Consider the following 24,637-nt stretch of genomic DNA (forward strand, 5'->3'; position numbering starts at 1 on the left):
GCTATTCCTTTGATTCGTCGCCGGTCACGATGGTGTGCGCTGCGGCGCGGGCCCGGCGCTCTGTCTCCTCGAGATCGGCTCCAAGAGCGGTCACGTGCCCAAGTTTGCGGCCTGCGCGAACGCTCTTGCCGTACAGATGCAGCTTGATTCCGGGATCCTTCGCGAGAGCCTCTCGTGCACCTTCGGCGAGGTTTTCGCGGGTGCTGCCGAGAGTGTTGACCATGACGGTCCACGCAGCGGTGGGGGTGGTGTCTCCGAGTGGGAGGTCTGCGACGGCGCGCAGATGCTGCTCAAATTGGCTCGTGACACACCCGTCCATGCTCCAGTGCCCCGTATTGTGGGGCCGCATCGCGAGTTCGTTGACGGCAATGCGACCATCCGGGTACTCGAACAGTTCGACAGCGAGCATTCCCACGACCTCGAGGTCGCTCGCGATATTTGCGGCGAGGGTGCGTGCTCGCTCGGCGACTTCCGCTGCGAGGTTCGGTGCGGGCGCGCTCACGCGAAAGCACACCCCGTCTTTTTGCTCGGATTCAGTCACGGGGTAGGTGGCGATCTCACCACCGGGACGCCTCGCCACTTGCGCTGAGAGTTCGCGGACGAAGGGGACGCGTTCCTCGGCGAGTAGCGGCTGTCCTCTTTCGAGCCACTCGCGGGCGTCCTCGAGTGCCTCCACCCGCATCACTCCGTGACCGTCGTAACCGCCGCGTGCGGTCTTCAGGATGAGGTCTCCCCCGCTCTCATGGAGGGCGGCTTCGAGATCAGCTTCGGTCTCGACGCGCCACCACCGGGGGCATGGGTGACCAAGTTCGCTGAGGCGCGCACGCATGGCGAGCTTGTCCTGTGCGTACACGAGCGCGTTGGGGCCCGGACGCACCACCACCCCTTCGTGCTCGAGCGCGTGAAGGAGGCCCGTAGGGACGTGTTCGTGATCGAAGGTCACGACGTCAACGCTCCTCGCGAAGGCCGTGACTGCCTCGGGGTCGTCGTGACGCCCGAGCATGACGTGAGGGCTCACGCGCGCCGCGGACTCTTCCGGGGTAGTCGCGAGGACGTGCAAGTCGAGGTCGAGTTCGATTGCGGCGGGGATCATCATGCGCGCGAGCTGTCCACCACCGATCACGCCAATACGCGGCGAGCGCGCACCTTCCACATGTGATGAGCTGGACTTGCGGGCGTGTTGAGTACTCACGCCGCTAGTGTAGTGCGCCGTCCGCACTTGCGTCCCCGGCACGCAGGGTGGAACGTGCATCGGTGGGCAATGCCTCAAGAGCGTGCGCCGCGGAGGCGGTGGCTTCTCGTTGGTGCCGCTCGGCGCGTCGCTTGTCCCGCCGCGCCACGAGCCCGTGGGCCTTGGCGGGGTCCGACGGCTGCTCGTCTTCTGTGTCTGCGAGCTCGGGGTCCTCGGGAGCGGGTGCCGTCGAGAGGAAGATGCCAAAGCGCGCGGGACGCTCATCAATGAGCTCGAGTCGACCGCCGTCATCCTCGACGAGGGTGCGGGCAAGGGCAAGGCCGACGCCCGTTCCACGCGAGTCTTTGCCTGAGACGGAGCGTTCGAAAATGCGCTGGCCCAGAGCCGGGTCGATGCCGGCACCTTCGTCGACGACCTCGATGACGGTTGATTGCTCGTTGCGGCGCACCTTCACGCGGGTCGTTCCCCCGCCGTGGGCGAGGGAGTTCTCGATCAACGTGGCGATCACTTGAGTGAGCGGCCCGTGCGAGGCCCATACGGCTGCGGCGTGCGGGACCTGGATTCGCAGCTCGCGACCTGCGCCACGGAAGGCGTGCTTCCATTCTTCCGCCTGCTGGACGAGGACTTGGCGGAGATCAACGACCCCGGGAGTACGGCGCTGGGAGGAACGAGGGGCGTTGATGAGGTCATGGACGACCTGGGTGAGGCGGTCAACCTGTTCGAGGGACACGCGCGCTTCCTCGCGAACCCATTCTTCCGAGCTCGTTGCGAGAATTTCGTCGAGCCTCATGGACAGGGCCGTGAGCGGTGTGCGCAGTTGGTGGGAAGCGTCGGAGGCGAGTGCCGATTCCGCCTCGAGCCGTTCGGTGAGCATCGCGCCGGAGCGGGTCAGTTCGACCGCTACGGTGTCGATTTCGGCGATCCCGCTCGGCTTCCACTCCGAGCGGCTCCTACCGCTGCCAAGTTCTTCAGCGCGCCTCGTGAGGCGAACGAGCGGCGCGGAAAGCCGCTGCGCTTGCCACAGCGCGACCGACACGCCGATCGCAATCGCGCTTATCGCGGCAACGATGATGAGCACCCACGCGCTTGCCGTGTGCGCTCGGACATCGGATTGGGGAATGCGCACGGTCACGATCTGGCCGTTGACGCCCTGTGCCGACTGTTGGAGAGCATCGGCGCCGGCGTCTTCACCTGCTTCGAGTTCCGTGTTTTGATACGTGACTGCAATTTGCACGTCGAGGTTCACAACCTGATCGACGGTCTCTTGGAGCATTGTCTCGTCGATCGGGAGCCCCTCGTTGAGGCGGTGATCCGTTTCAGAAATGACGTCTTGAAGCAGGGTGCCGGCTTGAGCGGAGAGGTTGTCGCGCACGGCTGTCAGCCACGCCGCACCCAGGGGGATGCCAAGCAGGAGGACCGCAAGAAGCACGGTCATGAGGGTGGCCTGGAGAACTCGAAGTTGCATGGTGAGCGCCTAGCGCGCCTTAGTGGGCGTCGGTGTCTTCGAAGCGGAAACCCACGCCGCGAATGGTGGTGATGCGTTTGGGACTTGTCGCGTCGTCGCCAAGTTTGCGGCGCAGCCACGAAATGTGCATGTCGAGCGTTTTTGTGGAGCCCCACCACTCGGCGCCCCACACCTCCCGCATGAGGTCGTCGCGAGTGACGACGCTTCCTGCTTCGCGCATGAGTACCGCGAGAAGATCGAACTCTTTAGCGCTGAGGGAGAGCTCCTCGCCGTCGACGTACACGCGGCGCGCGGATGGATCGAGGCTCACCCCGTTGATGTCGTACACGTTCGAGCTCGTGTCTTCTGCGACCTGGGTCCGCCGAAGGAGGGCGCGGATACGGGCCTGGAGCTCACCGAGGCGGAAGGGCTTAGTCACGTAGTCGTCGGCACCAGCGTCGAGACCCACAACCGCGTCGACCTCGTCGGCTCGCGCGGTGAGAATGAGAACGGGGGCCTCGAGGCCACCTTTGCGAAGCCTCCTGCATACTTCGAGGCCGTCGATGTCGGGTAGACCCAGATCGAGAATCACGAAGTCGATGTGGTCCTCGCTCGCGGCGATGGTCAGGGCGTCAATTCCTCTCGACGCTCTCACAACGGAATAGCCTTCGCGGTCGAGGGCTCGCGAGAGGGGCTCTGCAATCGCCGAATCGTCTTCAACCAGAAGTAGTCGTGTCACGAAGTCATCCTTACCCGAGTGCGTGTGTCCCCGCTGTGAGAAGCGCAGACCTTCAAGCGACTCTCTACTCTCTCACGAGTGACGCTCGATGAGCGAGGCCGCAGCCCGTTCGACCCTCACAATGGCAGTCTCGCCGATCCCGTGAAGCTCCTCTGTCCATTCGGCTACGCGCGTAAATCCGCCGGGGAAGGCGCGGTCGACCAGATCCGCCGTCTCGCCGTCGATCACGACCGCACCCGGTTCGGCGATACCTTCGAGCCTCGCCGCGAGATTCACTTTGGGGCCGAACACATCCCCGTAGCGGGAGAACATGTTTCCCCACGCAAGGCCCACGCGCACGTTGGGCAGCGACGGCTGACGCTTGATGTTTTCGGAGATCGACAGCGCGATTCTGACGCCGTCCTCCGGGGTATCGGCGAGGAACATGACTTCGTCGCCCACCGTCTTGACGACGCGCCCGCCGCCGTCGGAAATGACGTCGCGTGTGAGGTTCTCGAAATCCCTGATGACCTCCGCAAGCTCGATGCCATCGATCGATTGGGCGAGGCGCGTGAACTGGACGAGGTCCGCGAAGCCGACGGCGCGCGGGAGCGGGAGAGAATCGTCGTCCCATTCACTCGTCGAGGTACGCAGAATCTCTGCGCCGGCACGCGCTGTGTAGGCCGACATTTGGCGACGGAACACGTGGATCGCTTGGTGCTCGAAGATTTCGACGAACTGCGGAACGCTCTCGAGCATGCGCATGCGCGCTTCGGTGTCGCTCATGCCGTGGCGTTGCTTGGCATCGTCGACGAGTGCTTCGGTGAGCCACATCGCGAGGCGCCCCATATGAAAGCCGAGCCCGCGAACAATCGTGACAAATGCGTCGTCGCTCAAGGTGCCGTCGTTGACGAGAGCGGCGAGGTCGGCGATCGCTTCGGCATCGTCTTCGGTGAAGACGGTCGTGTCGAAAGCGACGTTGGAAAACCCGAGTCCGCGCCAATAGTCGGTACTGAGTTGCCGGTCAACGTTGAAGTCTTCTTCGAGATCCCGCCTGGAGTATTCGCGTTCGCCGTCGAGGAGGGAGCGCTCGAGTGCACCGATGGCGCCACGCACGCGCGCGAAGCGTTCGTTGAGCTCATTCGGCACGGCGTCGCCTGCGACGTATGCGTTGGGCTCCTCACGATCGTGGACGGTACTCATCGGGTCCTTTCGTTCTGTCCTCGAATCCCGCATCTCCTGGTGCTCACACTTGCTTCGGCCGCGCCAGATGGACGTCGGCGGCATCGAGAGCGTGGTGACCTCGATCGGCATTGTGGACGAGCAGCCTGCCCACTGGATCGATGCCGAGCGCCCTCGCGCTATAGGTGGCACCCGCCGGTGTCGTCACAACAACCGACGACCCCACAGTGAGGCAGTTCACAGCATACCGCCTCTGCAGGTGTCTGAAGTCCTCTCCGCCGTGATCGACAAGTGCGAAAATGCGCGCGATTTTTCGCGCGAGCACGGCGCCAAACTCGCAGCGCCCATCTGCATCGGCGAGAACTCCACCGTACAAAGCATCCATGCTCGCAAGCGTCTGCGCCTTCTCCAATCCCTCGCGCCCCCGTTCAATCTCCCCCACGAGATTGACGCCAACTCCCGCGAGAAGACGCCCACGGTCAAGACGAACGAGAATTCCCGCGATCTTCTCGCCTGAGAGCGAGAGAATGTCGTTTGGCCACTTCACGCGGGGCAATACGGCCCCGGGGGCCACTTCAGCGCACGCATCGAGAACGGCGAGGGCCACGGCGAGCGGGTACCAGCCTCGGCGCTCGGGGCCCGGCAGCGGCCACGCGAGTGTGAGCGCTAGGGATTCTCCCGGCCGGTTCTGCCAGCGCCGCCCTTGCCGCCCATGCCCGGCGCGCTGATCGAGAGTCATGAGAGCGAACGGCGCTTCGAGCGTGTCGTAGGGCGGCTCGGTGAGAATGTCGAGGGTTGAGGTGCAGGAGTCCACGTAGTCGATACGCATATGCTCACTCACGGCCTTTCACTCCCTCTTCGCTGCCTCGCTTTTCCACTATGGCGTACACTCACGAGAGCAATTGTGCCAGGCCACGACGGAGCAGGAGTGGGAGTGAACGAGACCCCGAGGCGGTCCACGACCGCCGAGAGACTTGACGAACTTCGGTCCCGCGAGAATGCGGCCGTCACGGAGGCGGGGGCCGCAGCGATCAAGAAGCAGCACGCGCGCGGCAAGAAAACCGCCCGCGAGCGCATCGAGGAACTCCTCGATGCGGGATCGTTTGTCGAGACCGATCGCTTCGTGCGCCACCAAAGCCACAATTTTGGGCTCGAGAATAAACGTATCGATGGCGATGGAATCATCACGGGGTACGGGACGATCGATGGCCGCCAAGTGTGCGTGTATTCGCAGGATTTCACTGTTCTCGGTGGCTCACTCGGCGAGGCACACGGAAAGAAGATCCAGAAGATTCAAGACCTCGCGCTGTCCACCGGCGTTCCGATTATCGGGATCCTCGACGGCGGTGGCGCGCGCATCCAGGAAGGCGTTGCGTCACTCGCGGCCTTCGCGGGAATTTTCCGGCGGAACACGCGTGCTTCGGGCGTTATCCCCCAGATTTCTCTGATCATGGGGCCCGCGGCTGGCGGCGCCGTTTACTCACCTGCGCTCACGGACATCATCGTGATGGTGGAGAAGTCCTCGCACATGTTCATTACGGGTCCCGACGTCATCAAAACCGTCACCGGCGAGAGCGTGGGCTTCGAGGAGCTTGGCGGGGCTCGCACGCACTCGAGCACGTCCGGAGTCGCGCATTACATGGCGAGCGATGAGTCAGACGCACTCGACTACGTTCGAGACCTTCTCTCGTATCTTCCGGCGAACACACTTACTGAGGCCCCCGTCTATCCCGACGAATCGGATCTCGAACCGAGAGCGGAAGACCGCGCCCTCGATCGCCTCGTCCCCGATTCCCCGAATCAGCCCTACGACATGCTCAGCGTGGTCGAGGCGGTCCTCGACGACGAGTTCCTCGAGATCCACGGGAATTTCGCGAAAAACGTCATCGTGGGTTTCGGGCGAGTCGAAGGGCACAGCGTCGGCATCGTCGCGAATCAGCCTTCGCAACTCGCAGGCACGCTCGATATCGATGCGAGCGAGAAAGCCGCACGCTTCGTTCGACTATGCGATTCCTTCAACATTCCGGTACTGACGTTCGTGGATGTGCCGGGTTTCCTCCCGGGAACGGGCCAGGAGTATGGCGGCATCATTCGCCGCGGTGCGAAACTTCTGTACGCGTACGCTGAGGCGACCGTCCCGCTCATTACCGTCATCACCCGCAAGGCGTACGGCGGCGCGTACATCGTGATGGGCTCGAAGGAGCTCGGTGCCGATATCAATCTCGCGTGGCCAACCGCTCAAATAGCGGTCATGGGCGCGCAGGGGGCGGTCAATATCCTTCACCGAAAGGAACTCAAAGCAGCCGGCGAAGCAGGCGAGGACGCCGAGGCGCTTCGCGCACAGTTCCAAACCGAGTACGAAGAGACCTTCGCAAATCCCTATGTGGCCGCTGAGCGAGGCCTTCTCGACGGCGTGATCCAACCTCACGAGACTCGCGAGGCGATCACACGGGCGCTCAGGGCACTGCGGACCAAGCGTGACGCCATGCCCACAAAGAAACACGGGAACATTCCGCTGTGAGCGCTCACGAGCAGCTGAACCCTCCCTCATTCCCCGGAAGCGACGGAGCAGAGCCTCGCCCGAGCGTCGAACTTGTCTCGGGCCGCCTTACCGAGGAAGAAATCGCCGCCATTTCGGTGGCGGTCGCGGCGATGAGCGCGATTTCGCGAGAAGAGGCGCACCAGCGTGAAATCGCCGAGCGCGCAGGAGGCTCATCCTCGGCATGGAATTCTCCCGTGCGCACCCACAGATCGGCTCACTCCCTCCGCGCGAGCGCGGGCCAAAGCTCCTGGATTTTCTCCCAGCGCTGACTCACGTGACTACAGTGGTGCCATGACAACGAAGCGCACCCCTAGCCCTACCGATCACGTCGCGAATGATTTTGTTGAGCGCTCGATCGCTTTGAGCCCCATGACCGCCACGAGCCTCGGCGTCCCCGGCCAGGACCATCTCATGGACGACCTGTCCCCAGAAGGTCTTGAGAAAGGTGCTTCACTGACGCGCGAGACGCTCGCCGCCCTTGACGGCGTTGAGCGTGAGCATCCTGGCGACGATGTCGATCACGTGACGCGCGCAGCCATGCGGGAGCGCCTCGGCCTCGAGCTCGAGCATCACGACGCGCTCCTCACGCATGCGACCGTGAACAACATCGCCTCCCCCGTTCAAGGGATCCGCAGCATTTTTGACATGATGCCGAACGAAAGCGCCGAGGATTGGGACACGATCAGCGAGCGCCTCGCACGCGTGCCGGCGGCCGTCGAGGGCTACGCCGAATCGCTCCGATACGCCGCGTCGAAGGGGGGTCTCGCGGCAAAGCGCCAGCAGCTCATTGGCGCGGAACAGTCACGCTCCTTTACGAAGGCCGACGGTTTCTTCCCCTCCCTCGTCACCAAATCCGGCCTTGAGGGCCCGGCCCGCGAGAAGCTTGAACAGAATGTGAACCTCGCGTGCGAGGCCTATACGAAACTCGCAGAGGTGTTTGAGGAGCTTGCGGAGAACGCTCCCGAGAAGGACGCCGTCGGCCGCGAGGCCTACCAGCTCGGTTCGCGCACGTTCCTCGGCGAAGAGATCGACGTCGAGGAGGCATACGAGTTCGGTGTTGAGGAACTCACGCGCCTGATCGACGAACAGAAGCAGGTAGCCTCGCGCCTGAATGCGCATTACGGCAATGGCGGCGGCGATTCTATCGATGCCGCGATGGCCTCCCTAAATGCCGATGAGTCGCTCGTTCTTCACGGCACCGACAACCTCAAGGCGTGGATGCAGGAGCTTTCCGACGCGGCGATTCGTGATCTTGCCGGGACGCACTTTGATATTCCGGAGGAGCTCACGCGCCTGGAATGCATGATCGCTGAAACGGGCGCGGGCGGCATCTACTACACCGGCCCGAGCGAGGACTTCTCGCGCCCCGGTCGCATGTGGTGGGACACCCCCGCCGGAGTTGACACGTTCCGCACGTGGAGTGAAACCACAACCGTGTACCACGAGGGCGTGCCCGGGCATCACCTCCAGGTGGGCACGCAGCAGCTTCAAGCAGAGCGCCTGAACCGCTGGCGTGCGTCGTTCATGTGGGTGTCGGGCCACGGCGAAGGCTGGGCGCTGTACGCAGAGCGGCTCATGGAGGAGCTCGGCTATCTCACAACCGACGGAGAAAAGCTCGGCATGCTCATGGAGCAGCGCATGCGCGCCGGCCGCGTCGTCCTCGATATCGGTCTTCACAACGAACTTCCCGTTCCTGAACAGTTTGGTGGCGGGCAGTGGACTTACGAGCGCGGTTGGGACTTCGTCCGCGAACACTGGCGCATGGAAGAGCCGATTCAGCGCTTCGAGTATCACCGCTACCTCGGTTGGGCCGGCCAGGCCCCGAGCTACAAGCTCGGCCAGCGAGTCTGGGAGCAGTTGCGCGACGAGGCTCTCGCGCGCGGCACGTCTCTTCGCGACTTCCATCGCGAAGCGCTCGAGCTCGGCAGCCTGCCCCTTTCGGTGCTGCGCTCCGCTCTTTCGGCTCCCCACGGCAGCGGGGGTCGGTGCATGAACAGCGGGCTCCCCGGGGTGGGCGAAGGGGCCGACGACCGCCAAGCAACCGTCGGAACCCCACTTCACGAACCGCTCCTGCTCCTGGCCTCCCAGTCTGCCGGACGTAAGGCCGTGCTGACGCGTGCCGGGATCGAGTTCACGACCCTGCCCGCGGATGTGGACGAGGAAGCTGTTCTCGCCGCGGCACTCGAGTCCTCGGGCGAGCTGGCCTTCGAGGATCAAGTGCTGACACTCGCCAGAGCGAAGGCCGAAGCGTCGTGCGCGGCGAGCGAAGGTGGGTATGTCGTTCTCGGCGGCGACTCGATGCTCGAGATCGATGGCGCCCTCGGAGGCAAACCCCGCACGGCAGATGCCGCACGCGAGAGGTGGCGGGAGATGCGAGGAAAGAGGGCGCGACTTCATTCGGGGCACTGGCTCATCGATGATCGCGACCCGCTGGATGGCGGAACCGGGGCGACGTTCGGCAATACGGCATCGACAGATGTCTATTTTGCCGAGCTTTCCGATGCCGAGATCGACGCGTACGTGTCGACGGGCGAACCGCTGTGGGTTGCGGGCGCCTTCACGATCGACGGGTACGGCGGCCCCTTCATTGAACGCATCGAGGGCGATCACCACGCGGTCATCGGTCTGTCGCTTCCGCTTCTTCGCCGGATGCTCGCGGAGATTTCTCTCCCGATCACTGACCTTTGGCGTCCAACGTCCTCGTCGTAAAGCTCTTTCGTCTACGGGCGGTATATGCTCGGAAGGTTGCTGAGCACTTCGCCCGACACCTGAAAAGGATCCCGAATGCCTAAGCCCGCGCTCCATCGACCGTTCCGCACGGTTCTCATTGCCAATCGTGGTGAGATCGCCGTACGCATTGCCCGTGCCTGCCGCGACGCCGGGCTGCGATCGATCGCCGTGTATTCCGACTCGGATCGCGACGCTCTGCACACGCGCGTCGCTGACGAGGCCTACGCCCTCGGCGGAGCGAGCGCCGCGCAGAGCTATCTCGTGATCGACAAGCTTCTCGACATCGCGCAGCGAAGCGGCGCTGAAGCAATCCACCCGGGCTACGGGTTCCTGTCGGAGCGTGCGGACTTCGCGCAAGCCGTGATTGACGCTGGCCTCGTGTGGATCGGCCCCAGCCCCGAGGCCATCGAGAAGCTCGGCGACAAGGTCTCCGCACGCCATATTGCCCAGGCGGCAGGAGCGCCGCTCGTTGCGGGCACCAAGGATCCCGTCAAAGATTCGGGCGAAGTGGTCGCCTTTGCCAAGGAGCACGGCCTCCCAATCGCCATCAAGGCGGCATTCGGCGGGGGCGGGCGCGGTTTGAAAGTCGCGCGTGAGCTCAGTGAGGTGCGCGAGCTCTTCGACTCCGCGACTCGCGAGGCAATCGCATCGTTCGGCCGTGGAGAATGCTTTGTTGAGCGCTACCTCGACGCACCGCGCCACGTGGAAACGCAGTGCCTCGCCGATAGCCACGGCAACGTCCAGGTCGTCTCTACCAGGGACTGCTCGCTCCAACGACGCCACCAGAAACTCGTCGAGGAGGCGCCTGCACCATTCTTGAGCGACGAGCAACACGCGCGCCTTGTCGAATCGTCGAAAGCGATTTTGAAGGAAGCCCACTACGTGGGGGCAGGCACGTGCGAGTTTCTCGTGGGCCAGGACGGCACCATCTCGTTCCTCGAAGTCAACACGCGCCTCCAGGTTGAGCATCCCGTGACCGAAGAGGTCACGGGAGTCGACCTTGTGCGCGAACAGTTCCGCATCGCCGCGGGCGAGAAAATTTCCCCCGTGGATCCTCAGACCCGCGGACACTCCTTTGAGTTCCGCATCAACGGCGAAGACGCGGGGCGAGGATTCCTCCCCTCCCCCGGGCCCGTCAAGCTTTTTGAACCGCCCCTCGGCCCGGGCGTGCGCGTGGACTCGGGCGTGCGCACGGGTGACTCGATTTCCGGCTATTTCGACTCCATGCTCGCGAAGCTCATCGTGACCGGTGCGACCCGCGAGGAGGCGCTCGAGCGCTCACGTCGTGCCCTCGCCGAGTTCCGTATCGACGGCATTCCCACCGTCATGCCCTTCCACCGACTCGTCGTCGACGATCCAGCATTCGCACCGAGCGATCCGGATACTCCCTTCGCCGTGCACACGCGCTGGATTGAGACGGAATTCTCGGGTGACATCACCCCCTCCGCTCTCCCGAACGCCACGGACGACGTCGAGGATCGCGAGGACGTCATCGTCGAGATCGACGGGCGCAAGGTCGAGATCTCGCTTCCCGCGTCTCTGCGCGCGCCTCGTGCAGCCACTCCCCAGCGCCGCAAGCGTCGCACGAGCAGCGCCCGGAGTACCTCGGCCGGCGGCCATGCGGTGAGCGCACCCATGCAGGGAACCATCGTCAAGATCGCCGTCGAGGAGGGGCAAACCGTCGCCGACGGTGACCTCATCCTCGTCCTTGAGGCGATGAAAATGGAGCAGCCGATCCTTGCGCACCGGAGCGGAATTGTGACGAACCTCGACGCGGAGATCGGCGCCACGGTTTCCGCGGGTGCGCAACTCTGCTCGATCGAAGATTAGGCGGTCCCGCGCGGGTAGGCTTGTCGCATGACTGACAATGCACACATGACACCCGACCCGTACCTCCTCGCCAAGGACGCGGCAAACGTCCTGCGCGAGGCCTCCGGCATCGAGCGGATTGACATTGCCGTGACGCTCGGATCCGGCTGGTCCGGGGCAGCCGAGCTCCTCGGCACGGAACTGTTCAGCACTCCCGCCGACGCGATCCCCGGTTTCCAGAAGCCCTCGGTCAAAGGCCACGTCGGGACCCTCCGCATCTTTGAGATTTCCGGCGGGGCCCGCGTACTCGTGCTCGGTGCCCGCACCCACTATTACGAGGGCCACGGCGTAAGCGCCACGGTTCACGGCGTGCGCACCGCTGCCGAATTCGGCGCGACGACGCTCGTGCTGACCAACGGCTGCGGCGGCCTGAACGAACAGTGGAAGCCGGGTAGTCCCGTGCTCATCACCGATCACATCAACTTCACGGGTGACAGCCCGATCACGGGTGCGACCTTCGTCGACCAAACCGACATCTACACACCGCGCTTGCGCGAGATCGCGAAGTCAATCGATCCGGGCCTCGACGAAGGCATCTACATGCAATTTCGCGGACCGTTCTACGAGTCCCCCGCAGAGGTCCAGATGGCGCGCGTTCTCGGTGCGAGCCTCGTGGGCATGTCGACCGTGCTCGAGGCCATGGCTGCGCGCGAAGCAGGCCTCGACGTGCTCGGCTTCTCGCTCGTGACAAACCTTGCCGCGGGGATCTCCCCCACGCCGCTCAACCACGAAGAAGTCGTTGAGGCAGGGCACGCTGCGGCTCCGCGCCTCGCGAAGCTTTTGTCCAGCACCATTCACGCCATCGCAAAGGAGAGCGACCGATGAGCGCGCTCGAGCCAAACCTTGCTTCCCGCGCGCGTGCATGGATGGAGGATGACCCGAACCAGAGCACGCGCGAGGAACTCAAGCATCGCATTGCCGCTGCTGAGGAGGGCAACGAGGCCGAACTCGCCGAACTCGAAGGAGCCTTCGCCGGAACTCTCCAGTTCGGCACCGCCGGTCTTCGAGGTGCGATGGGCCCCGGCCCGAACCGCATGAATGTTGCGGTCGTGTCGCGCGCCGCGGCAGGCATCGGCGCCTACCTCAGCGATGTCGTTGGGAAGGCACGCATCGTGATTGGCTACGACGCGCGCTACAACTCCCGCACGTTTGCCGAAACGAGCGCCGCTATCCTCACCGCTGCCGGCCACGAGGTCATCCTGATGCCCCACCACTGGCCAACTCCCGTGCTCGCGCACGCCGTGCGTGCGAAGAGTGCAGATTGCGGCATCATGGTGACGGCTTCCCATAACCCCGCACGGGACAACGGCTACAAGGTCTACCTGGGTGGCCGCGCCGCAAGTGAAGACGGCAACGGCGTGCAGATCGTCCCGCCGGCCGACGCGGATATCGCCGCGAAAATCGCCTCCGTGGGAGCGGTGCGCGACATTCCCCTCGCCGAAAGCGGGTGGGAGACGATGCCCGAATCCTTCGTCGACGAGTACGTCGAGGCTATCCTCCCGATTATTGAGCGAAGCGACGCGACCGATACGGGTGCGGCTCGCGCCGCACGTGCGAACCTGCGCATCGTCCACACGGCCATGCACGGCGTCGGTAGCGCGACGATGCTCTCCGCCTTCGAGAGCGCTGGCTTCACGGATGTCCACAGCGTGAAGGAGCAGCAAGAGCCAGATCCCGACTTTCCGACCGTTCCCTTCCCGAACCCGGAGGAAAAGGGGGCGATCGATCTCGCGGCAAAACTCGCCGAACAGGTCGAGGCAGATCTGGTCATTGCGAACGATCCCGACGCGGATCGCTGTGCCGCCGCCATTTATGACCCGCGCCGCGAGGTGTGGCGCATGCTGCACGGCGATGAGCTGGGACTGCTTCTCGCGACCTACATTGCGGACCACCGCGAGGTCGAGGGGGCATTCGCGAACTCGATCGTGAGTTCACGCTCCCTCGGGGCGCTCGCGAAAGCTCGCGGATACGCGAGCACCCAGACCCTCACGGGCTTCAAATGGATCGCCCGCGCACACAACGTTGCGTTCGGGTACGAAGAAGCGATTGGCTACTGCGTGCTCCCCGATGTCGTCAAGGATAAGGACGGCATGTCGGCGGCTCTCGCGATCGCCGAGCTCGCCGCCCTCACGAAAGCACACGGCGCGAGCCTAGTCGATCTCCTTGACGACCTTGCGCGCGAATGCGGGCTCTACCTCACCTCGCAGCTTTCGATCCGGGTGAGCAACCTCGACCGCATCGGCGAGATGATGACCACCCTCCGCACGACTCCCCCGAGCGCGCTCGCGAACTCGCCTGTGGTCGATGTCCGCGATCTCGCCGAGGGGTCGCTCGAGACCACGGGCCTGCCGCCCACAAACGGCATGTTCCTGCTTGCCGAGGACGACTCGCGTGTGATCGTGCGCCCGTCGGGAACCGAGCCGAAGCTCAAGGCCTACCTCGAGGTCGTCAGTCCTATCGCGGCAGACGCGAGCTTTAACGACCTCTCGGCCGCACGTGAACGCGCGGCCGAGAAGCTCGAACTTATGAAGAAGGAGCTCAGCGAGCTCCTTGGCGCCTAGAGCCTAGGAACGCGCCTCTAGCTCATCGAGGATCGCCGCGGAACCGGACAGGCCGAGCCTGTTTGCGCCCGCGGCGATCATCTCTTTCGCGGCTTCGAGTGTGCGGATGCCACCCGAGGCCTTCACGCCGAAGTCTTCACCCACGGTTTCGCGCATGAGCGCGACGGCGTGGGCGCTCGCACCGCCGGCGGGATGGAAGCCCGTGGAGGTCTTAACGAAATCGGCGCCCGCGCGCTTAGCCGCCTCGCATGAGGCAACAATCTGCTCATCGTTGAGCGCTGCGGACTCGATGATGACCTTGAGAATGACGGGCCACGGCGCGGCCTCGCGCACAGCGCGGATCTCCTGCTCAGTGAAGTCGCTGTCGCCCGCGATAGCGCGACCCACGTTGATGACCATGTCGATCTCTTCGGCCCCCTTCTTGACCGAATCGGCGGCCTCGTAGGCCTTCACTTCGGGCGCTACCTGCCCCGAAGGAAAACCGCACACGGTCGCGACGTGGACGCTCGTCTCGATCGGGAGCATCGATGGCGACACGCAAATCGAGTAGGTGCCAAGCTTCTCAGCCTCGCGCGCGAGAGCCGCGGCGTCGGCCGGAGTCGACTCGGGCTTGAGGAGCGTGTGGTCGATCATCGCGGCCAGCTCGTCGTAGGACACGGTGGTGTTGTCGTTGTGATTTGTCATGCGTTCATTCTCCCACGCGCCGACCGGGGCTCTCTCAAAGCCGATGGGCATAGGATGAGGTTCCGTGAGTCATCCCCCAATTTCCCAAAGCCCCGCCTCGATGCATCGCCCACGCACCGGCGCGCCCGCGCGCCGCATCGTCCTTCTCTCCGGCCCTTCGGGAAGCGGCAAGGGGCGCCTTGCGGAGCACTCAGGCTTGCCCGTACTCAATCTCGATGACTTCTACCGCGACGGCGATGAAGAAGGTCTACCCTCCGCCTTTGGGATCGTGGACTGGGACGATCCGGCCTCGTGGCGCGCAGGCGACGCTCTCGCAGCCCTTGAAACCCTCTGCTACGAGGGAGCGGTCGAGGTTCCCACGTATTCGATTTCGCAGTCCCGGCGCACGGGCACCCGCATCTTTAGTGCGGAGGAATCTCCGCTTGCCATTGCCGAAGGCATTTTCGCAGCCGAACTCGTCACCGCCCTCGCCGAGCGCGGACTTCTCGCGGATGCGATCGTCCTCGATCGTCCCGCCGCCCTCGTTTTCGCCTTGCGCTTCGTGCGCGACGTTCGCCAGGCGCGCAAGCCGATCCCCACTCTCGTTCGCCGCGGTCTCGCACTCGCCCGTTCCCAGGGTCGAGATGTCGACGCATGGGCGGGAGCCGGGATGCGCCGCCTCGCACTCAGGCCGGCCCTCGCCCGCCTTGGCGGGCTTGAATGCCTGTGGGAGGCCGACGCTCGCTCAGCAACCGTCGAACCCGCGCGCTCGCGCGAGGCACCGCCCACAATCACGGTGTCTGCCGTGTGCTTCTACGGCAAGTCCCAAGGCGAGTGGCAGGTCCTCGGCGTCCGCAAGCGCGGGACAGAGAAGTTCATGCAGCCGGGCGGAAAACCCGAAGCGGGCGAAACTCCACTCGACTGCGCGGTGCGGGAGATTCACGAGGAGCTCAATCTCCGCCTCGATCCGGAAAAACTCACGCACCTTGGGCATTTTCAAACCGCCGCTGCGAACGAAGCCGGTACTCTCCTCATTTCCGATGTCTTCCTCGCGCCCGAAGTTGCGAGCCCCGAGGAGTTCACCGCGCACGCAGAGATCGAAGAGGTGCGGTGGTTTCCGATCCACCCCCAGCCGGGCGAGGCGCACCTCCTTGCCCCGCTGTTTCGCGACGAAGTGCTTCCGCGCTTACGCGCGAAACTCAACGCCGCACGCTGAGCAGCGAAAGGGGCAGGGCCCCATTCGCTCTTTAGGCGATCCGGTCGAGCACGAGTGATCCGCGCTCGAAATTCTCGACGTCCTCGATGCACCACGCGCCTTCGATCGCTTCGAGGGAGCGCGCAAAACGATCCTCGGTATCGGTGAGGAGCGTCGCGAGAACTTCGCCCTTCGTAACGCGATCGCCAACGGTCTTGTTGAGGCGCACGCCCGCGCCGAACTGGACGGCTTCGCCGGGCCGCGAACGGCCAGCACCGAGGCGCCAACCGGCAACGCCGACCTTCATGGCATCGAGGCCGGTTACACAGCCGTCGGACTGCGCGATGACCTCGTGGCTGTGCTTCGCGACGGGGAGTGCGGCGTCGGGGTCGCCGCCCTGAGCGCGAATCATGGCCTTCCACGTGTCCATCGCGCGGCCATCCTTGAGCGCGGCGTCGACGTCAACGTCCGTGACACCCGCTGCGGCAAGCATTTCGGTCGCGAGGGCAACGGTGAGTTCAACGACGTCTGCCGGGCCACCGCCGGCGAGAACCTCGACGCTTTCCTCGACCTCGATTGCGTTGCCGACCGCGCGCCCGAGCGGGACGGACATGTCGGTCAGGAGCGCGACGGTATTGACGCCCGCATCGGAGCCAAGATCGACCATCGTGCGGGCGAGCTCCCGCGCCATCGACTCGTCTTCCATGAACGCGCCCGAGCCGGTCTTCACGTCAAGCACAAGGGAGGCGGTGCCTTCGGCGATCTTCTTGCTCATGATCGAGCTCGCGATGAGGGGAATGCAGTTCACGGTCCCCGTCACATCACGCAGCGCATAGAGCTTCTTATCGGCGGGGGCTAGGCCGCTTCCCGCCGCGCACACGACCGCACCAACGGTCTCGAGCTGGCGCATCATTTCATCGTTCGTGAGATTTGCGCGCCAACCGGGGATCGACTCGAGTTTGTCGAGCGTACCTCCCGTGTGGCCGAGACCGCGGCCGCTGAGCTGCGGAACAGCCACCCCGAAGGAGGCGACAAGCGGAGCGAGCGGAAGGGTGATCTTATCCCCCACGCCACCCGTGGAATGCTTATCGGTCGTCGTCTTCGACAGGGCGTCGAAGCTCATCCGCTCGCCCGAAGCGATCATGGCCTTCGTCCACAGCGCAATCTCTTCGCGGTTCATTCCGTTGAGGAAGATCGCCATCGCGAGCGCACTCATCTGCTCCTCGGCAATCACACCGCGCGTGTACGCATCGATCGTCCAGGCGATTTGCTCGGGCGTGAGCTCGCGCTTGTCTCGCTTGGCGTGGATGACATCAACCGCATCAAATGCTTCAGCCATGGGGTGTCCTTTCGACTGTGTCAATTGAGAAAATGCGCCTACGCCTCGGGCGCGGCAGCATCGAGATCGGCGGGGCCGAACGATTGGGGAAGCATCTCGTCGAGGCTCGCCTCCCCTTTCGGCGTCAGGATCGTGAAGTCGCTCGCCGCGTGTTCGGCGAGAAGTTGCCGGCAGCGGCCGCACGGCATGATGACCTCGCCGAGCCGGTTGACGCACACGAACGCACGGATCTTCCCGCCACCGCTCGCCATGAGCTCTGAGATCATGCCGCATTCGGCGCAGAGCGTCACACCATAACCGGCGTTCTCGACATTGCACCCGCGTACGATGCGCCCGTCGTCCACGAGCCCCGCGGCCCCCACGGGATAGTGCGAATACGGGACGTAGGCGCGGGCAGCGACCGCGCGCGCGGCTTCAAGCAAAGGTTCGAAGTCGGTCATCGCCGAGGCTCCTACTGCTTGATGTACGGCTCGCCATCGGCAGCGGGCACGCGAACCCGCCCCACGAAACCGGCGACCGCGAACAGCGTCACGACGTACGGCAGCATCGCGAGGAACTCCGAGGGCACGGTGGCCTTGTGAAGGTCCGGCGGAAGAGAACTCGAGAGAATGCCGAGGTTCTGTTGGAGGGCAGTCGCGAACGCGAAGAAGAGCGCCGCACACATTGCTCCAACGGGGTGGTAGCGGCCGAGGATCATGGCGGCGAGAGCGATATAGCCCTTGCCCGCGCTCATTTCCTTCGCGAACGCCACGTTCGTGCCAATGGTGAGGGTCGCGCCGCCGAGGCCGGCGACGGCCGAGCCCAGGAGAACATTGCTCCAGCGCGTGCGCGCAACGTTAATGCCCACGGTGTCGGCGGCGAGGGGGTGCTCGCCAACGGCACGTACGCGAAGACCCCAGCGGGTCCAGAAAAGCGCGGTCGTGAGGATGGCAACGATGACCCACATGAGGTACACGAGAATGTTCTGGTCAAAGAGCGCGGGGCCGATCACGGGGATATCGGCGAGAACGGGAACGCGGAGGTTCGGCAGCCGCATGGGGGTGTTGAAGTGTTCCGGATCCTGCTTCATAAGCGTTCCAAACAGGAAGCCCGTGAGGCCGATCGCGAGCACATTCAGCACCACACCGACGATAATTTGCTGCACGTGGTAACCAACCGCAAAGAGCGCGAGCAGTGCACCGATCAGGAGCGCGACGATCGGCGCGGCGATCATGCCGATCCACGGGCTACCCGTCATCGAGCCTACGAGCGCGGCGCCGAACGCGCCGAGTAGCAGCTGGCCCTCGATCGCGATGTTGACGACGCCCGCCCGCTCCGACAGCACGCCCGAAAGCGCACCGAACACGAGCGGAACCGCGAGGGCAAGAGTCGCCTGGAGGAGGTAGCCGAGGTCGAGTGCCTGACCCGCGACGGCCCACACAAGGAAGTCAAAGGCCCACAAAACTCCGAAGAGAACCTGCAGGAGCGCTTTCGTGCCGCGCGGCCACGCGAGGTTTTTCGCCTGCACGATCCACGCAAGGACCGCGAGGGCGACGAGAACGAGGCCCAACACCAGCGAGGTTGCTTGCGCGGGCATCGAAATTTTCTGTGGCACCCCCATGTCGGTAAACATCGACTCGCGGGCGATTGCGAATGTCGAGTCGTGCCCGGGGACCGCCCCGAGGCAAAACCCTGCGAGGGCCACGAGCGCAAAGACGCTCAGGGCAACGGGCATGTGCCACCAGTTCGGGAGACGCCCCTTGACGGTGTCGAGAACGACGACGTCGTCCGTGGGAAGGGCGCGGGGATCCTGAACGCTCATCTCATGCCTCCTTCGAAGCGTCGGCGGAGTCGGCTGCGGGTGCGCTTGCCCGGTGGCTGCCGGCTGCGGCGGGGGTTACGGTTCCGACGGTTGCCGTGGAGGCGTCGGATTCCTCCGTCGCGGGAGCGGCACTACCCGCCGGTGTGTCGTCGTCCTTTTTGTCTCGCGCAAGGAACGAGAGACCGGTGAGGGTCCTCACGAGCGGTGGCGCGGCAATGAAGAGCACGACGAGCGCCTGGACGATGCTCACAAGGTCGATCGGGACTCCCTGGTTCGACTCCATGAACCGACCACCCACGCCGAGGGCCGCGAAGAGTAGACCCGCAAGGAGGATCCCGATGGGGCCCGAGCGGCCGAGGAGCGCAACCGTGATCGCGTCGAAGCCGACGTTGCCGGCGATTCCGCTCGTGAGGCGGTGCTCGGTGCCGAGCAAGTGAACGGAGCCGGCCAGACCCACGAGTGCGCCGGCGACGACCATGACGAGGAAGCTCGTCGTGCCAACCTTGATGCCCGCGACTTGCGCGGCGCGGGGGTTTTCACCGACGGTCCGGAACTTGAAGCCGAGCGAGCTGCGCGTGAGCAGCCACCACATGAACACGCCTGCGAGGAGCATGATGAAGATACCGGCGTGCAGACGGTAACCGGAGATGAGAATGGGAAGCTGTGCATTCACGGCGACGTTCGGCGAGATGGGCTGCGACGAGTTCGCTGCGGTGAAGGCCTTCGTCGTCAGGAGGAAGCCGAGAAGCGAGACCGCGATCCAGTTGAGCATGATGGTCGAGATGACCTCGTTCGCCTCGAATCGCGCTTTGAGGAAGCCCGCAATGCCGCCCCACACCGCACCTGCGAGTGCACCGACCGCAAGCGCGACAATGAGGTGGACGACAGGCGGAAGGAACGTCCACGTGAATCCGACGTATCCGGCCATTGCAGCACCGATGAGGAGCTGACCGGTGCCGCCGATGTTGAACATGCCCGCCCTGAAACCCACGGCCATGCCGTAGGCGGCGATGATCAGCGGAGTCGCGACTGTCAGTGTCTCGAACAGAGGGCGCCACATGAGGGCGGTCGTACGCGCGTTGTAGTCGAAGATAGCGCCGCGGAACATCGCCTCGTACGCCCCGGCGATCGCTGCCCACGATGCCCCAAAGAAATCGCTCGGGCGCGCGAAGACATAGCCGAAGGACTCACGCACATCTTCATTGGCGATCAGGATGAGAACGCTACCGATGATCGCGGCAATGATGAACGCACCGATGACGACCGAGACTTCGCTGCGGCCAATCCGCTGCGCGAGGGTGCGACTCGACGCGGTATTTTTCTCGCTCACGAGAGCTCTCCTTCCTCGGTCAGGGCGCCCTCACTCAGCGTTCCCGTTCCGTTAGCGACGGCCTCGCGAGCCGCCTCGGCGGTGTACCCGGCCATCATGAGGCCCAGCACTTCGCGGCTTTCGTCTCCAGGCACAATCCCGAGGATCTCACCGCGGTACATCACCGCGATGCGGTCGGCAAGCTGGCACACCTCGTCGAGTTCGGTCGAGACGATGATGACCGGGGTTCCCTTATCTCGTTCGAGAACGATGCGCTTGTGAAGGAACTCGATCGAGCCGACATCAACGCCGCGTGTGGGCTGAGAGGCGATAAAGAGCGAAAGGTCTCGCGAAAGCGCGCGGCTCATGACGACCTTCTGCTGGTTGCCACCCGAGAGGGATCCAACGGGAAGGTCAATTCCGGCCGTGCGAATGTCGAACTCCTTGACCTGGCTTTCGGCGTGCGTGCGAATCGTGCCCGGGTGAAGGGAGATTACCGAGCCGAAAGGCCTGCGGTCGTGTTGGTCGAGAACAAGATTCTCAGCGACCGAGAACGACTTCATGAGGGCGTCTTCGGTGCGGTCCTCGGGAACAAACCCGACGCCCTCGTCCAGGATTCGTTTCGTGCTGAGGCCCACGAGATCCTTGCCGTTCAGGACGGCGTGACCGCTCACGTTCTCCTGAAGGCCGAGGAGAGCTTCGGTGAGTTCCGTCTGGCCATTGCCCTGAACACCCGCGACACCGAGGATTTCTCCCTCGTGGACGTCAAAGCTCACGGAGTTCAAAAGCTTGAGCCCCTGCGAGTCCGTGACCGTGAGGTCCTCAACTCTGAGGGCCGCCTTGCCGCCCTTCGGCTCAGACTTCGCAAAGTCGAGGGCCACCGGACGGCCCACCATCAAGTTTGCAAGTTCGGTTTGCGGCGCGCTTGGATCGGCTGCGCCCACAACCTTGCCGCGTCGAATGACCGTGATACGGTCCGCGACTGCCTTAACCTCGCGCAGTTTGTGGGTGATGAACACGATCGATGTGCCCTCATCCTTCAACTGACGCATGATCTGCATGAGCTCATCGGTTTCCTGCGGCGTGAGCACCGCCGTGGGCTCGTCGAGAACAAGAACCTCGGCGCGGCGCGAAAGCGCCTTGATGATCTCGACTCGCTGCTGCGCACCGACGGGGAGATCTTCGACCTTTGCGTCCGGGTCGATGTCGAAGCCGAAGCGCTTGGAGATTTCGCGCACCTTCGCGCGTGCTTGGTCGAGGTCGAGGAAGGCGCCCTTCGTAGGCTCGTGGCCGAGCGCCACGTTTTCCGCAACGGTGAAGACCGGGATGAGCATGAAGTGCTGGTGCACCATGCCGATACCGGCGGCCATAGCATCTCCGGGGCCCGCGAAATGCACGGGCTGATCATCGATAAGAATCTGGCCGCCGTCGGGCTGATAGAGCCCGTACAGAACGTTCATGAGGGTGGACTTACCCGCGCCGTTTTCGCCGAGGAGCGAATGAATTTCGCCCTCGTTGATGACCAGGTCAATGTGGTCATTGGCTACGAGCGAGCCGAACACCTTCGTGATGCCTCGCAGTTCGAGTTTCACGAGCGCTGCCTTCCGTGAGTCACACGGACCCCGCGGGCCCGAGGGGTGTGGATTCGAGTATAAGGGGGATGGGCGTGCTGGCGGCCCCCTCCCGCGGGAGGGGGCCGCCAGTCTACTTATTGATGATCGTCACAAGTGACTGAGTTCCGAGACTCAGTGCTTGGGCGAAGCGGGCGAGGTTACTTCGATCTCGCCACTGACGATCTGCTTCTGGAGGTCTTCGACTTCCTTCTTCAATTCTGCGGGGATCTTGCTATCGAACTCGTGGTAGGGAGCAAGACCGACGCCACCGTTTTCGAGGGTGCCCACGTACGGCTCGTTCGTGAACTTGCCTTCGGCAGCCTCCGTGCCGGTCGTCTCGACTGCGGCTGCAATCTCCTTCATCACCGAGGTGATGATGACGTCCTTCGCGTCGGGGTTGGTCTCCACGCCATCGGAGTCAACCCAGACAACCATGACGCCCTCCTTTTCCTTCGCGGCCGCGAGGGTGCCTGCACCGACGGGGCCCGCGACGGGCATGATGATGTCTGCGCCCTGGGAAATGAAGCCTTCGGTCAGAGCCTTACCCTTGGTCTGGTCATCGAAGTCGCCCGTGAACGAGCCGTCTTGGCTGTCCTTGTTCCAGCCGAGGAGCTTGACGTTCGTGCCGTGCACTTCGTTGTACTTTGCGACGCCATCGGCAAAACCGTCCATGAAGATCGTCACCGAGGGGATCTTCGCACCACCGTAGGTCGCAACGGTGCCGGTCTTGGTGGTACCAGCAGCCACGTAACCAGCGAGGTAGGCCGCCTGAGCGGTATCGAACGTGATCGGCTTGACGTTATCGACCTCGACGGGGTTGCCGTCGGCATCCTGAGCGGTCGAGTCGATGATGGCGTAGTGGGTATCGGGGTTTGCTTCGGCCTCAGTCTTGAGGGTCTGCGAGAAAAGGAAGCCAACGGCGTAGATGAGGTTGCAATCGCCCTGCACCATGTTTTGCAGGTTCGGCGAGAAGTCAGCTTCGCTCGACGACTCGGCGGTCTGCACCTTGTAGCCCTTGTCCTCTTTGAGAGTCGTGAGGCCGTTGAAGCCTGACTCGTTGAACGACTTGTCGTCGAAACCGCCCGAATCGGACACCATACAGGCCTTGAAATCGCCGCCCTTTCCAGCACCCGAATCGGAGCCGGACTGTTCGGGCGGGGTGCCGCAGGCGGAAAGAACGAGGGCGCCAGCACCGAGCAGTGCGGCCGCGCGGGAAAGGGACTTCACGATTGCCTCCAACGTGAGGGGACCAGTTGAGGGTACGCCCGGCGGGTCCGGGCGTCCTCCTCCTAATGTAACGCTCCGTTAACCTGAATGCACTCCCAGACTCGGAATCTGGAGAGCATCCGTCAGAAGCCTATAAAAGGCCCTCCAGTCCCTCCGCTTCTAGGCGCTTCACGAGTGCCCCGACGTCTTGCGATTTCGCCTCGTCCACGACTAGCAAAACGTCCCCTGCTTCGACGACGCTAATGCCATTGAGACCAACCAGAGCGATTGGGCGTTTGGAGTTCGAATACACGCGCGCCCGAGAATCCACACTCACGACCTTGGCGGTCCCCGCGACATCCACGCCGCCCTCGTTCTCCTTTTCGCCGCGCGCCACTCGCGCGAGCGCCCGAAAGTCGCCGATGTCGTCCCACGCGAAGCTCGCGGGCACGACGGCGACCGCCCCGCGCGAGGCGAGCGGCTCCGCGAGCGCATGATCAATCGCGATCGGCTCGAGGCTCGCCCAGATCGCTTTGCCCTCCCTCGAAAGCTCTCCCCCGGTCCCCTCGAGCGCGAGAGCTCGTGCGGCGTCGCTGATCTCGGGATGGAGATCGTCGAGGGCTTCTAGCAGCACACGCGCCTTCACAACAAACATCCCCGCATTCCACATGAAACGTCCGCTTCGCACGAACTCGTCAGCAGTTGCGGCGTCCGGTTTTTCGACGAAACGGGCGACGTTTAAAGCTCCCGCGGAGCGCAGGGCAATCGCGTCCTCATCGGCCGCATCTGACGGGCAGGTCTCGATGTACCCGAAAGCGCTCGACGCCGACGTGGGTTCGATCCCGATGGTCGCGAGATAGCCGAGTTCCGCAGCGGCGATCGCGCTGTAGACACCCTTCCAGAAGTCTTCCTTCGGTGCGATCACGTGGTCAGCGGCGAAGGAGCCAATGATGGCACCGGGGTGCTCGCGCTCCGCAAGCGCGGCAGCCCACGCGATCGCTGGCATCGAGTTTTTTCCACTCGGCTCGAAAAGGACCTGGGCACCATCGCCAACCTGCGCGGCGACTGCCTCACGGTGCGCACGCCCCGTCACGATAATTGGCCGCGCCGAGGACAGGGGCGCGAGACGCTCGAGAGTGTTGATGAGGAGACTCGCACCATTGCCCTCAAGGTCAAGGAGAAACTTCGGGTGGCTCTGACGCGAAAGCGGCCAGAGCCTCGTGCCCGAGCCTCCAGCCGGAATGACGGGAATAAACGGGGAGGAGGTGGTCAT

The 24,637-nt window shown here is 64.0% G+C and carries 20 protein-coding genes; 7 read left to right on the forward strand and 13 right to left on the reverse strand.

The annotated features are described in order from the left end of the window. Nucleotide 1: 1 nt before the first annotated feature. The 5 genes from HMPREF1484_RS10480 to HMPREF1484_RS11080 all read right to left on the reverse strand — a co-directional run bounded on the left by HMPREF1484_RS10480 (nucleotide 2) and on the right by HMPREF1484_RS11080 (nucleotide 5,377). Nucleotides 2-1,252 (reverse strand): 5-(carboxyamino)imidazole ribonucleotide synthase, encoded by a 1,251-nt coding sequence (locus HMPREF1484_RS10480; protein ID WP_016665034.1) that lies wholly within the window; start codon nucleotides 1,250-1,252, stop codon nucleotides 2-4. After that, on the reverse strand, nucleotides 1,197-2,657 hold the full coding sequence (locus HMPREF1484_RS10485) for a HAMP domain-containing sensor histidine kinase (RefSeq protein WP_016665035.1): 1,461 nt from the start codon (nucleotides 2,655-2,657) through the stop codon (nucleotides 1,197-1,199). Before HMPREF1484_RS10485 ends, HMPREF1484_RS10480 begins: the two co-directional genes overlap by 56 nt. A gap of 19 nt (nucleotides 2,658-2,676) precedes the next feature. Further along, entirely contained in the window at nucleotides 2,677-3,375 is a 699-nt protein-coding gene (locus tag HMPREF1484_RS10490) for a response regulator transcription factor (RefSeq protein WP_016665036.1), read from the reverse strand. Nucleotides 3,376-3,447: 72 nt separating this feature from the next. Continuing rightward, nucleotides 3,448-4,557 carry an adenylate/guanylate cyclase domain-containing protein gene (locus HMPREF1484_RS10495; RefSeq protein WP_016665037.1) on the reverse strand — a complete coding sequence of 370 codons (1,110 nt, stop codon included), beginning with the start codon at nucleotides 4,555-4,557 and terminating at the stop codon, nucleotides 3,448-3,450. 43 nt (nucleotides 4,558-4,600) lie between these two features. Then, the gene (locus HMPREF1484_RS11080) at nucleotides 4,601-5,377 is read right to left on the reverse strand and encodes a biotin--[acetyl-CoA-carboxylase] ligase (RefSeq protein WP_141740674.1); all 777 of its coding nucleotides are present in this window, start codon (nucleotides 5,375-5,377) and stop codon (nucleotides 4,601-4,603) included. Nucleotides 5,378-5,470: 93 nt separating this feature from the next. Between HMPREF1484_RS11080 and HMPREF1484_RS10505 the strand changes: the two genes are divergently transcribed. The 6 genes from HMPREF1484_RS10505 (at nucleotide 5,471) to HMPREF1484_RS10530 (ending at nucleotide 14,238) form a co-directional block, all read left to right on the forward strand. Next, entirely contained in the window at nucleotides 5,471-7,057 is a 1,587-nt protein-coding gene (locus HMPREF1484_RS10505; protein WP_016665039.1) for an acyl-CoA carboxylase subunit beta, read from the forward strand. Then, nucleotides 7,054-7,347 (forward strand): acyl-CoA carboxylase epsilon subunit, encoded by a 294-nt coding sequence (locus HMPREF1484_RS10510; RefSeq protein WP_016665040.1) that lies wholly within the window; start codon nucleotides 7,054-7,056, stop codon nucleotides 7,345-7,347. Before HMPREF1484_RS10505 ends, HMPREF1484_RS10510 begins: the two co-directional genes overlap by 4 nt. Before the next feature lie 22 nt (nucleotides 7,348-7,369). Further along, entirely contained in the window at nucleotides 7,370-9,787 is a 2,418-nt protein-coding gene (locus HMPREF1484_RS10515) for a DUF885 family protein (protein WP_016665041.1), read from the forward strand. A gap of 75 nt (nucleotides 9,788-9,862) precedes the next feature. Further along, nucleotides 9,863-11,638 carry a biotin carboxylase N-terminal domain-containing protein gene (locus tag HMPREF1484_RS10520; protein ID WP_016665042.1) on the forward strand — a complete coding sequence of 592 codons (1,776 nt, stop codon included), beginning with the start codon at nucleotides 9,863-9,865 and terminating at the stop codon, nucleotides 11,636-11,638. Nucleotides 11,639-11,665: 27 nt separating this feature from the next. Next, entirely contained in the window at nucleotides 11,666-12,502 is an 837-nt protein-coding gene (locus HMPREF1484_RS10525) for a purine-nucleoside phosphorylase (RefSeq protein WP_016665043.1), read from the forward strand. Next, nucleotides 12,499-14,238: a phospho-sugar mutase gene (locus HMPREF1484_RS10530; protein ID WP_016665044.1), complete on the forward strand. Its 1,740-nt coding sequence runs from the start codon at nucleotides 12,499-12,501 to the stop codon at nucleotides 14,236-14,238. The genes HMPREF1484_RS10525 and HMPREF1484_RS10530 overlap by 4 nt, the downstream gene beginning before the upstream one ends. A 3-nt stretch (nucleotides 14,239-14,241) precedes the next feature. Here HMPREF1484_RS10530 and deoC read toward each other — a convergent pair whose 3' ends face one another. Then, the gene (gene deoC, locus HMPREF1484_RS10535; RefSeq protein ID WP_040387064.1) at nucleotides 14,242-14,922 is read right to left on the reverse strand and encodes a deoxyribose-phosphate aldolase; all 681 of its coding nucleotides are present in this window, start codon (nucleotides 14,920-14,922) and stop codon (nucleotides 14,242-14,244) included. Nucleotides 14,923-14,986: 64 nt separating this feature from the next. Between deoC and HMPREF1484_RS10540 the strand changes: the two genes are divergently transcribed. After that, entirely contained in the window at nucleotides 14,987-16,117 is a 1,131-nt protein-coding gene (locus HMPREF1484_RS10540) for an NUDIX domain-containing protein (RefSeq protein WP_016665046.1), read from the forward strand. Between the two features lie 31 nt (nucleotides 16,118-16,148). On the opposite strand, the gene HMPREF1484_RS10545 is transcribed toward HMPREF1484_RS10540, so the two are convergent. From HMPREF1484_RS10545 to HMPREF1484_RS10575, 7 genes are all read right to left on the reverse strand, one after another. Continuing rightward, the gene (locus HMPREF1484_RS10545; RefSeq protein ID WP_016665047.1) at nucleotides 16,149-17,435 is read right to left on the reverse strand and encodes a thymidine phosphorylase; all 1,287 of its coding nucleotides are present in this window, start codon (nucleotides 17,433-17,435) and stop codon (nucleotides 16,149-16,151) included. A 38-nt stretch (nucleotides 17,436-17,473) separates the two neighbouring features. Further along, entirely contained in the window at nucleotides 17,474-17,875 is a 402-nt protein-coding gene (locus HMPREF1484_RS10550) for a cytidine deaminase (RefSeq protein WP_016665048.1), read from the reverse strand. An 11-nt stretch (nucleotides 17,876-17,886) separates the two neighbouring features. Continuing rightward, entirely contained in the window at nucleotides 17,887-19,236 is a 1,350-nt protein-coding gene (locus HMPREF1484_RS10555; protein ID WP_016665049.1) for an ABC transporter permease, read from the reverse strand. 1 nt (nucleotide 19,237) lies between these two features. Continuing rightward, complete coding sequence (locus HMPREF1484_RS10560; RefSeq protein WP_016665050.1) at nucleotides 19,238-20,566, reverse strand: ABC transporter permease; 1,329 nt, start codon at nucleotides 20,564-20,566, stop codon at nucleotides 19,238-19,240. After that, nucleotides 20,563-22,137, reverse strand: a complete 1,575-nt coding sequence (locus HMPREF1484_RS10565; RefSeq protein WP_016665051.1) for an ABC transporter ATP-binding protein — start codon at nucleotides 22,135-22,137, stop codon at nucleotides 20,563-20,565. The genes HMPREF1484_RS10560 and HMPREF1484_RS10565 overlap by 4 nt, the downstream gene beginning before the upstream one ends. Nucleotides 22,138-22,290: 153 nt before the next feature. Continuing rightward, a complete protein-coding gene (locus tag HMPREF1484_RS10570) occupies nucleotides 22,291-23,385 on the reverse strand; it encodes a BMP family protein (protein ID WP_016665052.1) in 1,095 nt (364 codons plus the stop codon). Nucleotides 23,386-23,515: 130 nt separating this feature from the next. Beyond that, complete coding sequence (locus HMPREF1484_RS10575) at nucleotides 23,516-24,637, reverse strand: mannose-1-phosphate guanylyltransferase (RefSeq protein WP_016665053.1); 1,122 nt, start codon at nucleotides 24,635-24,637, stop codon at nucleotides 23,516-23,518.

Origin of the sequence: Dermabacter sp. HFH0086 (assembly GCF_000413375.1) — a bacterium.
GTDB lineage: Bacteria > Actinomycetota > Actinomycetes > Actinomycetales > Dermabacteraceae > Dermabacter > Dermabacter hominis.